Genomic DNA, 14,774 nt, shown 5'->3' with positions numbered 1-14,774 from the left:
CTTTCTGTTGTATCAATGTTTCTACTCCGGTGATGTTCCGGTTTTACCGAAACTTTTCTTGTCTTTGCAGTGCGCAATCAGGATAAAGGCGGAAACAACCCGCAAGCACAGCCAGTAAGGAGCCTGTATTAAATGGATCTGGTGTTGACCCTGATCACCGCGCCAAACTCTGGTGCTTTGACCTGTGACATGATTGAGGCGGCAACCACCACGCTCGCACAGGCCGGGGCAGATGTCGGTGACCTTCGCTGGCTTGCGCAAGATGAAGCCTGTGAGATTGTCTTTAATGGTGTAACGCTTCAGCATGCCGATCAGGCATTGGAAAAATGTAATATTGATGCCGACAAGGTGGTGCAGCCGGTTGCCGGGCGAGCCAAAAAGCTGCTGATTGCCGATATGGACAGCACGGTGGTGACGGGCGAAACGCTTGACGAACTTGCCGATTTTGCCGGAGTCAAAGACCGCGTTGCCGCCATTACCGCGCGCGCCATGAATGGCGAACTGGACTTTGAAGCGGCCCTTGATGAACGGGTCGGGTTGCTCGCGGGGATGGCAACCGCGATGCTTGATGAAGCCTGGAAACGGATTGAATATACCGGTGGCGCCCGCGAACTGGTGGCCACCATGCGGGCCAACGGGGCCTTCGCCGCTTTGGTATCGGGCGGGTTTGACTTTTTCACATCCGCCGTGCGTCGCGAACTGGGCTTTGATTTTGACCAGGCCAATGTCTTGCTGACCCATGCGGATAATACCTTGACCGGCAAGGTGCAAAAGCCGGTGCTGGACCGCCAGGCCAAGGTTGATGCCCTGGAAATGCTGGCTGCCCAAAATGGTATTACGGCAGGCGATGCGATTGCCGTTGGCGATGGTGCCAATGATTTGCAGATGATTTCGGTGGCCGGAACCGGGGTTGCCTTTCGCGCCAAACCATCGGTTCAAAAGCAGGCCCGTATCCGTATCAACCACGGAGATTTGACAGCGTTGTTGTATTTGCAAGGTTATGCGCGCGATCAGTTTGTCGGTGCATAGTTAAAGCAGACGGCGCCAGACCATGGTTGTGCTTTAAAGCATTAAGAATGGCACTTCGTAAATGCATAAGGGGCGGCCCGTTCAGACCGCCCCTTATTGTTTAAGTCCGTTAATAATCTAACGGCTTATTTGTCTTTTTTGTCGAGCGTCAGGCCAAAGTAACGCGGGCCTGCCGACGTTTCGATCAACATCAGGATGGTGCGTTTGCCATCATCCTGTGCCGATTTGACGGCTTTTTGAACTTCTTCAACGGTACCAACCGACTGGTGCGATGCTTCGAGAATGATATCGCCCGGGCGAACACCCTTTTCAGCCGAGAAGCTGGCCGTGTCGACATCGGTAACAACAACACCTTCGGTATCGGCAGTCAGGTTGAAACGCTGACGCAATTCGTCGTCAACATTGGCAACCTTCAGGCCAAGCGCATCAATGGTGGCTTCGCTTGATGTTTTTTCCGGTGCCTGTTCCTGCGTGTCTTTGGTGGTGTTATCGGCAGACGTATCTTCCTTTAACTCGCCAAGATCAACGGTGATGTCTTTTTTCGCGCCATCGCGCCACAGTTCAACATCAATCGATTTGCCAATTTTGGTTTCGGCAACAATGCGCGGCAGACGACGCATGCTGTCGACGTCTTTGCCGTCAAACTTCAAAATGACGTCACCCTGTTTGATGCCCGCTTTTTCGGCAGGGCCGTCTTTGGTGACATCGGCAACCATTGCGCCGCTGGCTTTGTCCAGCCCAACAGAATCGGCGATGTCATCGGTGACGGTCTGGATGTGAACACCCAGCCAGCCACGACGCGGACGGCCATATTCCTTGATCTGGTCAACAACGGACTCGGCAATTGCCGAGGGAATGGCAAAGCCGATGCCGACAGACCCGCCAGAGGGTGAATAAATGGCACTGTTGATGCCAATGACGTCGCCATCCATATCGAATAGCGGGCCGCCGGAATTGCCCCGGTTGATGGCAGCATCGGTCTGGATGAAGTCATCATACGGGCCCTGGTTGATGTCGCGGTTACGGGCCGAAATAATACCGGCTGTAACGGTGCCACCCAAACCAAACGGGTTGCCAATGGCCATCGCCCAATCGCCAATGCGGGCTTTGTCCGAGTCGCCCCATTTCACAAAGGGCAGATCTTTTTTCGCGTCGACTTTCAGCAGGGCGACGTCGGTTTTAGGATCGCGCCCGATCAGTTTTGCTGGCAGCGTTTCATTGTCGTGCAGGGTGACGGAAATTTCGTCAGCGCCGTCAATCACGTGGTTGTTGGTGACGATGTAACCATCTGCCGAAATGATAAAGCCCGAACCTAGTGCCGTTGCGCGGTGTTTCTTCGGCGCATTCTGGCCCTGGTTGTCGCCTTTGTTCTGACCATTGCGCTCCATGAAATCACGGAACAAATCTTCAAATGGTGATCCGGGAGGGAACTGGAAGTCCGGTCCCTGACGGTCAGCGACAAGCTGGCTTGTGGAAATGTTCACGACTGCTGGCAGCAGCCGTTCTGCCATATCGGCAAAACTGTCAGGTGCGCTGCGGGCATACGCGCTTTGCGCGATGCTCGTTACACCGAATAAAACAATCACGAGCGCCGCAGACAGCTTGCGGGCCGGATTGTAAAATGCTTTTCGCATGGTTTCTGATCCTGTTTGTTGCCGCGTTCACGGAGATTTTTATGATTTATGCAGCAGACGATGCAAGGGACTGCATCGCACCTCTCCCAAATTAGGGGGGAGTTTGGCGAAAAAAGGGCAAGTGTAAGGTGGAAGTCTGTTTTCTGTGGGGGGATTTGTGTCAACCCGCTTGTCTGTGACCGGGAAGCAGGCAATAGACCGTCATTGATGGGTTATTGTTGCCAGAACTGCCGCATTGCCCAAATCGCCGCAACACAGATAACAGCTGCAACCAAACCACCGATGCGAAGTTGGGTTTCAGAAATTTCCTGCATCAGTTCCATGACCCGTTTCGCCCCGCGCGGAAACAGCGAATAAAACATTCCCTCCAGCGCGATTGCCAGAAGAATGGCTGTGGCGAGTTCTTTCATAGGGGCGGACGTTCCCGTTTTTTATTTATGAATCAAAAAGGCGACCGGCAGAGTATGCCGGTCGCCTTATCAATTTGTCTAGCGGCTTGCGTCGGGTTCTGACTGATTAAAATACTTGAAGAATTCAGAATCCGGCGAGATGACCAGAGTTGTCCCGTTTGAAAGGGCCTCGCGGTAGGCCTGCAAGGAGCGATAAAATTCGAAGAATTTCGCATCCTTGTTATAGGCCGCCCCCAGGATCTTGTTGCGTTCCGCGTCGCCTTCACCGCGCAGGGTTTCGGACTGGCGGCGTGCTTCAGCCAAAAGAATGACCTTTTCACGTTCGGCATCGGCCTGGGTTTTAGACTTGATTTCTTCGCCTTCTGCGCGAAGCTGGGAGGCTTCGGCAATACGGGCCGACTGCATACGGTTATAAACCGCCTGCGACGTTTCCTTGGGAAGATCCGTCCGGCCAATACGCACATCGATCAGCTGAACGCCAAAATCCTTGGCCGGTTCGACCAGGGCCGCCTGGATCTTTTCCATGATGCGGGCCCGGTTGTCGGTCAAAAGGGCGATAAGTGGCGATTGTGCCAATTCACCCCGGATAACCGAGTTCAGACGCTGGCCGAAAATCTGGACAAACTGGTCTACATTCAGCGCACGTTTACGGAACTGAAGCGGATCAATAATTTTCCAGCGGGCGAAGCTGTCAATATTGACGCGCTTCTGATCAGACAGCAAAACCTGCTGAACTGGCGGATCAAGGTCAAGAATGCGGCGTTCGTAATACTCGACATTCTGGATCGGCAGTTTGAAATGCAGGCCCGGTTCGGAAATCGCCCGAACAGGGTTACCAAACTGCAGCACCAGTGCCTGTTTGTCCTGACGGACAGTAAACACGCTCATCGAGCCGACAATTGCGACAATGATCAGGACGACAGCGGCGATAATAAGTTTTGGACTTGCCATTATTTGTCGCCTCCCGATTTCTGGCTGGCGGTATTTTTCGCGATTTCAGGCAGCGGCAGATAAGGCACAACGCCGTTTCCACCGTCTTTCTGGTCGATAATGACCTTGGTCGAGCTTTTCAGCACTTCCTGCATGGTTTCCAGATAGAGGCGGCGCTTGGTCACGTCTTTGGCGGTCAGATAGGAATTATAGACCGAGTCAAAACGGGCAGCTTCACCCTGTGCATTCTTAACAACCTGATCCTTGTAAGCACGGGCTTCCATGATCATGCGTTCAGCATTACCCTTGGCGCGCGGGATGATGTCGTTACGATAGGCCAAGGCTTCGTTGCGCGAACGGTCGCGGTCCTGACGGGCCCGCTGAACGTCGTTAAACGAGTCGATGACTTCTTTTGGCGGATCCACTTTCTGCATTTTCACTTCGGAAATGAAAATGCCGGATTTATAGCCATCCAGAATGCTTTGCAGCAATGTCCGTGTCTGGTCTTCAACTTCAACACGGCCCACGGTTAACGCAGCTTCGAGATCGGTTTTGCCAACCACTTCGCGAATGGCACTTTCAGAGGCCAGCTTGATGGTTGTTTCCGGGTCGCGAATATTGAAAAGATACGCGCCAGCGTCGCGGATGCGCCACTGAACCACATAATCGATATCAATAATGTTCTGGTCACCGGTCAGCATCAGGCTTTCTTCGGGCACATCACGGGTGGAACTTTCCCCCATGCCCGACCCGCGATAGCCAACTTCGATCTGGTTGGTGCGTTCGACGTTCGGGGTAATGACCTCGCCAATCGGGGCGGGCAGAAAATAATTCAACCCCGGCCCTGTCGTGCCGACCCATTTACCAAACAACAGGGTCACACCCTGTTCGCCCGGCTGGACGCGGTAGAACCCTGTCAGCAACCAGATGCCGACAATGGCCAAACCGATAAGGACAATGCCCTTAAAACCGCCGCTGCCACCGGGAAACATCTTTTTAAGACGTTCCTGGCCCTTGCGAATCATTTCATCTAGATCGGGGGGCGTTCCGCCGCCGCCGTTCCCGCCTGAAGGACGTTTTCCCCACGGGTTTTGGCCGCCATTATTACCACCGCCGTTACCCCAGGGGCCACCGCCCCCTTGCGAATTCCATGGCATCGAGTGTCTTCCCCTCCTTGCCGTTCCGTGTTTCTCTTTGATTAGCCAGCTCTTCCGCCTTATATGACAGCTAGCCGCGCAAAACAACGATAGGCACCCATATGTCCCAACTGTTCAAGGACATAAGCCAAAAATCGGAGACCGCAACATGACTTCCCCCTTACGCGAAACAATACTTGCTGCCTTAAACGAGGTTAAAGACCCGATTGACGGCACAGGAATTGTTGATAAAAATATGGTTCAAGGCATTGATATTAATGGTGAAAATGTCACTGTTATGATTGGAGTCGACCCCGAGCGCGGCCCGTCGCTGGAAGACTTGCGCCAGTCGGCCGAGCGGGCTGTAAATAGTGTGAACGGGGTCACAACTGCCCGCGTTGCCCTGACCGCCGAGCGAAGTGGTGCTGCAAAATCGTCACAGTCGCCCGCGTCGCAGCCTGATAGCAGACAATCACACGGCCACGACCATGCCCACAAGCCTGCATCGGCGGGTGTCGGCACACGACCGGCTGCCACGCCGGGTAGCGCGCAACAACCGCTCGATCTGGGCGCAATCCGCTCCGTTGTTACAGTGGCATCGGGAAAGGGCGGGGTTGGCAAATCCACAACTGCGGTAAACCTGGCGCTGTCGCTTGCCCGTCAGGGGTTATCGGTGGGGTTGCTGGATGCCGATATTTATGGGCCGTCGCTGCCACGCATGATGGGCCTTCGCACCGCCAAACCCGCCCATTCCAAAAAGAAAGGCAAAATTACACCGCCTTCTGCGTTTGGCGTAAAAATCATGTCGATCGGCTTTATGGTTGATGAAGAACAGCCGGTGATCTGGCGCGGCCCTATGGCGATGGGGGCACTGGAACAATTATTGCGCGATACCGACTGGGGCGAACTGGATGTTCTGGTGGTTGATATGCCACCTGGTACCGGCGACATTCAGCTTTCCATGGCGCAACGCGTGCCGGTGACGGGGGCGGTGATTGTTTCAACCCCGCAGGACATTGCCTTGCTTGATGCGCGCAAGGGCTTGAACATGTTTCGCAAGGTTAATGTGCCGATTTTCGGCCTGATCGAAAATATGAGCTATTATCAGTGCCCCAATTGCGGCCATGTCGACCATGTGTTTGACCACGGCGGCGCACACAAGGCGGCAGATGAGTTAGGGGTGCCATTCCTTGGCGAAATTCCGCTTGATCTTAAAATTCGTCTGGGGGCGGATGAAGGCAAGCCGATTATCGAAACCGACCCCGACGGCGCACATTCGCAGGCCTATGCCAATATCGCCCGCCAGATTGCTGTGGCCATTGACGAACAGGTTGGACCGAAAGCCAAACCAAAGAAAAGCCTGTTTCCGAAAATTTCGTTTCGGTAACGGCAACGATTGCGCGATGTAAGAGACAAAACCGGTTGGAAATTCTGGCCGGTTTTTTTTATTTAGTCTGTATGCAGAAATGGGTTGGACAGGGCAGCTGCGACAATTTTTTTCCAACTGCCGTCTTTGCGCATATCCAAAATTACCCGATTCAGGACGGGAATCAACGATGTGGTCGATGATGCGCGACTTACCGCAATATAGGTCGGATACGAAAACAGCGGTTCTGGCGACGCTTTTATGATGTCGCCAAGATTGAGGCGTCGCAGGGTTTCATTGCCGGCTTCGCGGATGGCGATCACCATGTCGATACGCCCCATTGCCAGCATTTTCATGTTTTGTTTGTCGTTGGCGGCTTCTGAAACTTCAAAGCGGGCCTGATTACGATGCTCGTTGAACCGGGGACCATAGTTCCATCCGCGCACAGTGCCAATGACATAGCCGTCCAGGTCATCAATATTGTTGATCGGAACAGCGTTGTCGTTCCGTTGATAAACCATCAGATCTTCGACATAGATCAGGTGGGTGAAGGCATATTTTTTCAACCTTTCAGGTGTGCGATAGGCACCGGCAACACTAACTTTTTCCGAGGCCGCGTTCTTCATCACACGTTTCAGCGGAAAAGCCCTGATCGTCAAAGGTATTTTGGCGCGGCGAAATATTTCACGTGTCAGATCGGGATAAATTCCCCTTACCTGCCCATGTTTGCCATACATGAAAGGCGGGTTGGCATCGTCGACCCAAACGGTTTCCGCCCTGCCCGAAACGGGTGCCAGGCATATGATGAAAATGACCAGCAGCACGCGCAGCACAGCTAATGTCTGCGATATCCTGCCGACAGCTTCATGCATATATAGACTTCTCCCACGCCTGTTCTGTCATACGTTTCGGGGGTTTGGATCTTTGCGCACAACATGGTGAAGGCCATGGTAAACCATGATGGCGGCTCTGCTTAACGAAAAACCCCGCCGGTCGGATAAAATCCGTTGCGGCGGGGTTCTTTTTTGCGGTCAGATGAATCTGGGTTAACCTAGTTAACCGGGGCCGCCATATAGTTGGGCATCCAGCCTTCATGGGCTTTGCGCAAATCATCCAGCTCCAGCGGGTCTTCGCCTTCGATGGTGATGGCGGTGCCACCGGCATTGCCGATAATGACCGCATGGATATTGGCATTGGCGGCCGCATTGATCACGCTGTCAGGGTCGCGGGTGGCAACAATATAGCGGCCCTGGTCTTCACCAAACAGCCACGCAATTTCGCTACCGCTTTCGGGCAGGTGAATATCGGCACCGATATTGCCAGCCAGGCACATTTCAGCAACGGCAACCAGAAGGCCGCCATCGGAAATATCGTGGCAGGTCCGCACAACATTGGCATTGATCAGGCCACGCACCAGTGCACCAACGCGTTTTTCCGAATTCAGATCAACGGGGGGCGGTGCCCCTTCTTCACGGCCTTCGATGTTTTTAAGATAAACCGACTGGCCCAGTTCGCCGGTGGGCGATCCCAGCATGACCAGGACCGAATCCTTGCTTTTCAGGGCAATGGTTGCCATACGGCCAATATCGGGAATAACGCCAACACCGCCAATCGCCGGGGTCGGCAAAATGCCTTCGCCGTTGGTTTCGTTGTAAAGCGATACGTTGCCTGAAACCACCGGGAAGTCCAGTGCGATGCAGGCTTCTGCGATGCCCTTACAGGCACCCACAAACTGCCCCATGATGCGCGGGCGTTCCGGATTGCCAAAGTTCATATTGTCGGTAATGGCAAGCGGGGTGGCACCAACGGCGGTCAGATTACGGTAGGCTTCGGCAACGGCCTGCATGCCCCCTTGTACCGGGTCTGCCTTGACGTAACGCGGGGTGCAGTCGGTGGTTACAGCCAGGCCCTTGCGGGTGTCATGCACGCGAACAACGGCAGCATCACCACCGGGGCGTACAACCGTATCGGCCATCACCATGTGGTCATACTGTTCCCAGATCCAGCGCCGCGAGGAGAGGTCCGCCGACCCCATCAGGGTCGTCAGGGCTTCGCTATGCGGCATTTTCTGGTCGATGCTGTCGGCTGAAATACGGTCTTGTTTCGGGGTTTCTTCCCATGGGCGGTCATATTCCGGCGAGGCTTCGGCCAGCGGATCAATCGGCAGGTCACCGGCAACATCGCCATGCCACATCAGGGTCATGCGTTTGCTGTCAGTCAGTTTGCCAATCACGGCAAAGTCCAGTTCCCACTTGTCGAAAATGGCCTTGGCGGCCTCTTCGCAACCGGGTTTTAGCACCATCAGCATGCGTTCCTGCGATTCTGACAGCATCAGTTCGTAGGGGGTCATGCCTTCTTCGCGCATCGGCACTTTATCAAGCCACAGTTCGACACCGACACCGCCCTTGGACGCCATTTCAAATGACGAGGAGGTAAGGCCCGCCGCCCCCATATCCTGAATGGCGACGATCATGTCGGTTGCCATCAGTTCAAGGCAGGCTTCGAGCAGCAGTTTTTCGGTAAACGGATCGCCAACCTGAACGGTCGGGCGTTTATCGGCCGAGGCATCGTCAAATTCGGCCGAGGCCATGGTGGCCCCGTGAATGCCGTCGCGCCCGGTTTTCGAGCCGACATAAACCACCGGATTGCCAATGCCAGCGGCGGCGGAATAGAAAATATTGTTGGTATCGGCCAGACCAACAGTCATGGCATTTACCAGAATATTGCCGTTATAGGACGGATGGAAATTGGTTTCACCGCCGACGGTCGGAACCCCCATGCAATTGCCATAACCGCCGATACCTTCAACCACGCCTGATAAAAGATGGCGGGTTTTGGGATGTTCGGGGGCCCCAAAACGCAGGGCATTAAGGTTGGCAACCGGGCGGGCTCCCATGGTGAAGACATCGCGCATGATGCCGCCAACGCCGGTTGCGGCCCCCTGGTAGGGTTCGATAAAGGACGGGTGGTTATGGCTTTCCATTTTGAAAATGGCAGCCTGTCCGTCGCCAATGTCAATGACACCGGCATTTTCGCCGGGGCCCTGAATAACCCAGGGTGCCTTGGTCGGCAGGGTTTTGAGCCATTTTTTCGATGACTTATACGAGCAATGCTCGGACCACATAACCGAGAAAATGCCAAGTTCGGTCAGGTTCGGTTCGCGACCCATAATGTCGAGAACCAGTTTGTATTCGTCCTCGGTCAGGCCGTGGCTTTTGATAACGTCCGGGGTGATCTCGCTCATGCCAGCGCCTCCATCAGCGAATCAAATATCATCGCACCATGCGTACCGCTATGCAGCGGTTCGATCACGCGTTCAGGGTGCGGCATCAGGCCAAAAATGCGGCGTTCTTCATCAACAATCCCGGCAATATTCGATACGGAACCGTTAATATTGGCGGCATCGCTGGTATCGCCGTTACCATCGCAATAGCGCAGAACAATCTGCCCTTCGCCTTTCAGGCGCTTGACGGTTTCGGCATCGGCAAAATAGTTGCCATCATGATGCGCGACCGGAATTTTGATGATTTCGCCGGTGTTAAAGCGGCTGGTAAAGATGCTGTCGGTGGTTTCGACGCGCAAATGAACATCCTTGCAGATGAATTTCAGATCGCGGTTGCGCATCAGGGCACCCGGCAACAGCCCGGCTTCGATCAAAATCTGAAAACCGTTGCAAATGCCCAGAACCGGGGTTCCTGCCTTGGCGGCGGCAATAACGGCGCGCATGATCGGGCTGTTGGCCGCCATCGCGCCACACCGCAAATAGTCGCCATAGGAAAAACCGCCCGGCAGGACGATCAGATCTGTTTTGGGAAGGGTGGTTTCCCGATGCCACACCATATGCGGTGCGGTGCCCATCCGGTTTTGAAGGGCGACCTGGACATCCCGGTCGCAATTCGAACCGGGGAATACGATTACTGCAGCTTTCACTGGCCAATCTCCCGTTTATGCGGGCGGGCTTTGGGGCGTTTTACCGCCGGGCCCGCGTCCGGTTCAAGCGATGATGTCGATTTCGTAGTTTTCGATCACCGTGTTGGCAAGCAGCTTTTCGCACATTTCCGTAACGTCGCTGTGGGCCTTTTCAACGTCAGTGCCATCAAGTTCAAGTTCAATGAACTTGCCCTGGCGGACATCTTCGACGCCAGCAAATCCCAGGCCTTGCAGGGCGTGATGAACTGCCTTGCCCTGCGGATCGAGGACACCGTTCTTCAGGGTGACATGAACACGTGCTTTCACGAGAAGCTCCTTGGTTGGTTCGCAGTCGCCAGAGGCGATCATCAATTAAAGCAGACAATGCCGGTCGTGCCACCGATCCGGCGCCAATATAAAAGGGCCGCGCAAGCGCGGCCCTTGATCATCAGGTCGTCGCGTCTTTATTCAGCGACTCTATTTCGGCGGATTCAGGCAGGACACCAAGGCGGCGCGCCACTTCCTGATAGGCTTCCTCGACACCCCCCAGATCACGACGGAAGCGATCCTTGTCCATCTTTTCGTTGGTGATCGCATCCCACAGGCGACAGTTATCGGGGCTGAATTCGTCAGCCAGAACCAGCTGCGAGAACTCGTTGTCGAAAATCCGGCCAAATTCCAGTTTGAAATCAACCAGTTTCAGGCCAATGCCGCGCATCAGGCCACACAGATAGTCGTTGATCCGCAGGGAATAGCCGACAATTTCTTCAAGTTCTTCGGGTGATGCCCAGCCAAGGGCAAGCACATGTTCATCCGAAACCAGCGGATCGCCCAGATCGTCATCCTTGTAGTAGAATTCGACAATCGGACGGGGGAGTTTCATGCCTTCTTCAAGGCCAAGACGTTTGGCCATCGAACCGGCACAAATGTTGCGCACGACAACTTCAATCGGCACGATCTCAACTTTGCGAATCAGCTGTTCACGCATGTTGAGGCGGCGAATGAAATGTGTCGGGATTCCGATTTCCGCCAGGCGAAGCATCACGAATTCGGTGATCATGTTGTTGAGAACGCCCTTGCCGGCAATGGTGCCGCGTTTCTGGGCGTTGAACGCAGTGGCATCATCCTTGAAATACTGGATGAGTGTGCCTGGTTCTGTGCCTTCGTACAAAACCTTGGCTTTACCCTCGTAAATCGGTCGTTTTCTCGACATCTGGCGGGATCTTTCACATTTTGGCAGTTGGGGCAGGCCCTTGCACCCTGGAAACGCCCTTCCTATAGCAGTGCTGGGCTGGAAACTCAATTGTCGCGTAAGGTCTATTTACGCAGGTTTGATAATCAAATTCTGCAATGTTCGGTTCAAGGGGCAGCCCCCTAGATTTCGACCGGTTGAAACGGTGCCTTGTCGGGCTGGCCGTTGGCAAACAGCCAAACCGGGCGTCGTGGCAGTTCATTTTCACGCACAGGAATACCTGGCAAGCCTATCAGGGACGAGCATACCGTTTCGAATCCGATATTGCTACGCACCAGCATCGCATCGCCCCGAATATCGTGATGGTCAGGGTCGGGCGGTAAAATGCCGGTATCGGCGATCAAGGCCTGCCAGGCAAACCAGTCATCGGCTTCGGGGTTGGGGACAGGCGCGCTAATGAAACGGGGCAGGTTGCGTGCCGTGCGTTCGCTGTTTTTGGTGTCGTTAATGTCATGGGCGGTCAGGATCGAAAAACCTTCGGGAATTTCCTGAATTTCGATTTTGCCATCGCCCCGGTTGGCCAGCCAATAGGCATCGCGGTTATCGGCGATCACCATGTTGAACGGGCGATAGGCATTGCTATCAAGTGCTGCGAGCGATTTGGCCGCGATAATGGCATCGGCGTGGTCGAGTGCCTCAAGCGGCAGTTCCCCGCGGGATCGTTTGTCTGCCGCCGGGCCAAGGGTGCCATAGCGGTTTAAAACCGCTGCAACGACGCCATCCTCGTTCATGCCCAGCCATGTGCCCCCGCCAAGCTCGTCCAGGCCGGCGATGACATCGGGGCGGTCAGCCCAGTGGCGGGCAGGGGGCAACCAGGGGCGGGTTTTCATTTCGTCGCGATTGGCGCCGATCAGGACCGGCCATTCATGATCGGGACGACGTAAAATAATGACTGTACACATGTTCCAGATCAAAGCCATTCAGTATGGTTTTTGTCAAATTGAAAAGAAAAAGAAGTCGGTGCGTGACAATGACAGTTATCAGACCCAATTATATAGGAAAGGCAAAAGATCTTGCCAGGCACACATGGAAAGGGAGGCATCCATGAGCAAAATGTCAGACCGTGAACGCGGGTTTGAAGCCAAATACAGCTTTGATCTGGAACAGAACTTTCGGGTGGAAGCACATTTGTATAAATTATTGGCCCAGTGGGCGGCACGTGAAATGGGCATGGATGATGCGCAATGCGCGCAATACGCCGATAAAATTGTTACTGCGGTGGTAACCAACCCGCGAGATAACGGTGTTGCGGCGCTGGTGCTGGCCGACTTTGCCCGCCATAATATCGATATGACGCTATCGCAATTAACCGCCCGGCTGGAGGAATTGCGGCCACAGGCGCGTGCAGACGTCTTGTAAAAGAGAAGCGTTTAGCAATCAGGATGCATTTTGTTCAGTATTTTGAACAAAATGCATCCATGCGGGCAGTTCGAATTTGCAAACGCTTTGGCCCTGCCCTATTCTTCTTTTTCATAACAAAGTGACGTTGGTTGAAATTGTCATCGCATAATTGACAATCTATAGACATGTATATGGTTTGGGGCAAAATGCCTTGCATCCGCTAGAGAAAGGCGAGAATTTTGCGTATACTTCTTGCAGATGATCACGATCTGGTCCGTGAGGCGTTATCTCTTTTATTTCAGCAATATTTTGATGGTTGTGAAGTGATCGAAGCGGGGTCGCTTGAACCGGCGCTGGAAAAGATTGATCCGGAAAATCCGTTTGACCTGATCTTGCTTGATTTGCGCATGCCGGGCATGAACGGGTTGGACGGGTTGAAGCTGGCCGTTGAAAAAGTCGGCGAGGGGGTTCCGGTGGTTCTGCTTTCGGGCGCGTATAATGGCGAAGATGTTCGCCACGCGATCGAAAACGGTGCCTATGGCTTTATTCCCAAAACCTTGCGCGGCGAAGCCCTTGCAAATGCGATCCGTCTGGTTCTCGCCGGGGAAAAATACCTGCCTTCAAGCATTCTAAGCAATTTTGCCGAGGGTTTTGGCAATAAAAGCGAATATAGCAGTGCGCGCCATGCCGGGCAGTTTGGCCGGGAAGGTGATTTCGCCCGCTTAACCCCGCGTGAGCGTGAAGTGCTGGCCTTGTTGTCTGAAGGGCGACCGAACAAGGATATCGCCCGCCATCTTGATCTGCGTGAAATCACGGTCAAATATCACCTTAAAAATGTTTATCGCAAATTGAATGTGTCCAATCGGGCGCAGGCGGTAAAAATTGCGCTGGAAGATATGGCGCGGTCGGGCTCTTTGTAGTATTTCTGACAAAGGCAGCGGTGAAAACGCAATGCATTCCGGCCCGTTTTGCGGGCCGGTTTTCTTTTGTGTGAACCGCAGTTTCCCTCGGTTTTTTTTAAGGGGGCTTTCCCCAACGAACGAGGTTGAACATGACGAAAATCCTTATTGCCCTGATTGGTGATTTTAACGCGGCCGTTACTGCACATCAGGCGATTCCTCTTGCGATCGAGCTTGCCGCCAAAGCCAACGGTGTTGATGCCGCGATTGAATGGATACACACATCAACGCTTGCCGATGTCGATTTGCAAACGGTGCTGGGCGGGTTTGATGCCATCTGGTGTGTGCCCGCCAGCCCCTATGCCAGCATGGATGGTGCGCTTTGTGCCATTCGCTATGCGCGCGAAAACGGCATTCCGTTTCTGGGTACCTGTGGCGGTTATCAACATGCGGTGTTGGAATTTGCCCGCAATGTTCTGGGTTTGACCGATGCCGATAATGCCGAAGTCAACCCGGGCACGGCCTTGCCCTTGATCGCGCCGCTGGTGTGCGCCCTGATTGATCAGGGCGGCGATATTGAATTTGCCGATCAAAGCCGGATTTCCCAACATTATGGTCGGGCTTCAGCCAATGAAACCTATCGTTGCAGTTACGGTTTTGCTCCACAATATGTGCCGTTATTTGACCATAGCGACATGGTTGTCAGCGCCTGGGACGGGGATGGAGATCCGCGCGCGGTCGAACTGCGCAATCATCCGTTTTTCATCGGGACAGCCTTTCAGCCCGAACGTTCTGCCTTGAAAGGTGATACCCATCCGTTGATTTCGGCCTTTGTCAAGGCTGCAATCGCATCGGTAAAATAACGCTG

General features: G+C 54.0%; 15 protein-coding genes. 5 read left to right on the top strand and 10 right to left on the bottom strand.

Translation table 11 applies throughout. The features are described from left to right. The first annotated feature begins 132 nt into the window (after positions 1–132). Positions 133–1,029: a phosphoserine phosphatase SerB gene (serB, locus tag AAC086_RS15085; protein WP_339779795.1), complete on the top strand. Its 897-nt coding sequence runs from the start codon at positions 133–135 to the stop codon at positions 1,027–1,029. Positions 1,030–1,154: 125 nt separating this feature from the next. Here serB and AAC086_RS15080 read toward each other — a convergent pair whose 3' ends face one another. From AAC086_RS15080 to hflK, 4 genes are all read right to left on the bottom strand, one after another. Beyond that, a complete protein-coding gene (locus AAC086_RS15080) occupies positions 1,155–2,663 on the bottom strand; it encodes a DegQ family serine endoprotease (RefSeq protein ID WP_339779793.1) in 1,509 nt (502 codons plus the stop codon). Between the two features lie 212 nt (positions 2,664–2,875). Then, positions 2,876–3,073: a DUF2065 domain-containing protein gene (locus AAC086_RS15075; RefSeq protein WP_339779792.1), complete on the bottom strand. Its 198-nt coding sequence runs from the start codon at positions 3,071–3,073 to the stop codon at positions 2,876–2,878. Positions 3,074–3,151: 78 nt separating this feature from the next. Further along, positions 3,152–4,024, bottom strand: coding sequence for a protease modulator HflC (locus tag AAC086_RS15070; protein WP_339779791.1), 873 nt, complete (start codon positions 4,022–4,024; stop codon positions 3,152–3,154). Then, the gene (hflK, locus tag AAC086_RS15065) at positions 4,024–5,160 is read right to left on the bottom strand and encodes an FtsH protease activity modulator HflK (protein WP_339779789.1); all 1,137 of its coding nucleotides are present in this window, start codon (positions 5,158–5,160) and stop codon (positions 4,024–4,026) included. Before hflK ends, AAC086_RS15070 begins: the two co-directional genes overlap by 1 nt. 148 nt (positions 5,161–5,308) lie before the next feature. On the opposite strand from hflK, the gene AAC086_RS15060 reads away from it, so the two are divergent. Then, positions 5,309–6,526 carry an Mrp/NBP35 family ATP-binding protein gene (locus tag AAC086_RS15060; RefSeq protein ID WP_339779788.1) on the top strand — a complete coding sequence of 406 codons (1,218 nt, stop codon included), beginning with the start codon at positions 5,309–5,311 and terminating at the stop codon, positions 6,524–6,526. Between the two features lie 62 nt (positions 6,527–6,588). Here AAC086_RS15060 and AAC086_RS15055 read toward each other — a convergent pair whose 3' ends face one another. The 6 genes from AAC086_RS15055 to AAC086_RS15030 form a co-directional block, all read right to left on the bottom strand. After that, the gene (locus tag AAC086_RS15055; protein WP_339779786.1) at positions 6,589–7,377 is read right to left on the bottom strand and encodes a transporter substrate-binding domain-containing protein; all 789 of its coding nucleotides are present in this window, start codon (positions 7,375–7,377) and stop codon (positions 6,589–6,591) included. Positions 7,378–7,556: 179 nt separating this feature from the next. Continuing rightward, entirely contained in the window at positions 7,557–9,749 is a 2,193-nt protein-coding gene (gene purL / locus AAC086_RS15050; RefSeq protein WP_339779785.1) for a phosphoribosylformylglycinamidine synthase subunit PurL, read from the bottom strand. Beyond that, complete coding sequence (gene purQ, locus AAC086_RS15045) at positions 9,746–10,435, bottom strand: phosphoribosylformylglycinamidine synthase subunit PurQ (RefSeq protein WP_339779784.1); 690 nt, start codon at positions 10,433–10,435, stop codon at positions 9,746–9,748. The genes purL and purQ overlap by 4 nt, the downstream gene beginning before the upstream one ends. Before the next feature lie 63 nt (positions 10,436–10,498). After that, positions 10,499–10,741, bottom strand: coding sequence for a phosphoribosylformylglycinamidine synthase subunit PurS (purS, locus tag AAC086_RS15040; RefSeq protein WP_339779783.1), 243 nt, complete (start codon positions 10,739–10,741; stop codon positions 10,499–10,501). Positions 10,742–10,862: 121 nt separating this feature from the next. After that, complete coding sequence (gene purC, locus AAC086_RS15035; protein WP_339779781.1) at positions 10,863–11,627, bottom strand: phosphoribosylaminoimidazolesuccinocarboxamide synthase; 765 nt, start codon at positions 11,625–11,627, stop codon at positions 10,863–10,865. 161 nt (positions 11,628–11,788) lie between these two features. Continuing rightward, a complete protein-coding gene (locus AAC086_RS15030; RefSeq protein WP_339779779.1) occupies positions 11,789–12,568 on the bottom strand; it encodes an NRDE family protein in 780 nt (259 codons plus the stop codon). A 142-nt stretch (positions 12,569–12,710) separates the two neighbouring features. On the opposite strand from AAC086_RS15030, the gene AAC086_RS15025 reads away from it, so the two are divergent. The 3 genes from AAC086_RS15025 to AAC086_RS15015 all read left to right on the top strand — a co-directional run bounded on the left by AAC086_RS15025 (position 12,711) and on the right by AAC086_RS15015 (position 14,769). Further along, positions 12,711–13,025 carry a DUF1476 domain-containing protein gene (locus AAC086_RS15025; protein ID WP_339779778.1) on the top strand — a complete coding sequence of 105 codons (315 nt, stop codon included), beginning with the start codon at positions 12,711–12,713 and terminating at the stop codon, positions 13,023–13,025. A 221-nt stretch (positions 13,026–13,246) separates the two neighbouring features. After that, positions 13,247–13,927, top strand: a complete 681-nt coding sequence (locus AAC086_RS15020) for a response regulator transcription factor (protein WP_339779777.1) — start codon at positions 13,247–13,249, stop codon at positions 13,925–13,927. A gap of 131 nt (positions 13,928–14,058) precedes the next feature. Next, a complete protein-coding gene (locus AAC086_RS15015) occupies positions 14,059–14,769 on the top strand; it encodes a CTP synthase (RefSeq protein ID WP_339779776.1) in 711 nt (236 codons plus the stop codon). Positions 14,770–14,774: the final 5 nt, after the last annotated feature.

Source organism: uncultured Thalassospira sp., assembly GCF_963976115.1.
Lineage (GTDB): Bacteria > Pseudomonadota > Alphaproteobacteria > Rhodospirillales > Thalassospiraceae > Thalassospira.
The sequence above is the reverse complement of the archived record's forward strand: the minus strand, read 5'-3'. Positions and strand labels throughout refer to the sequence as shown.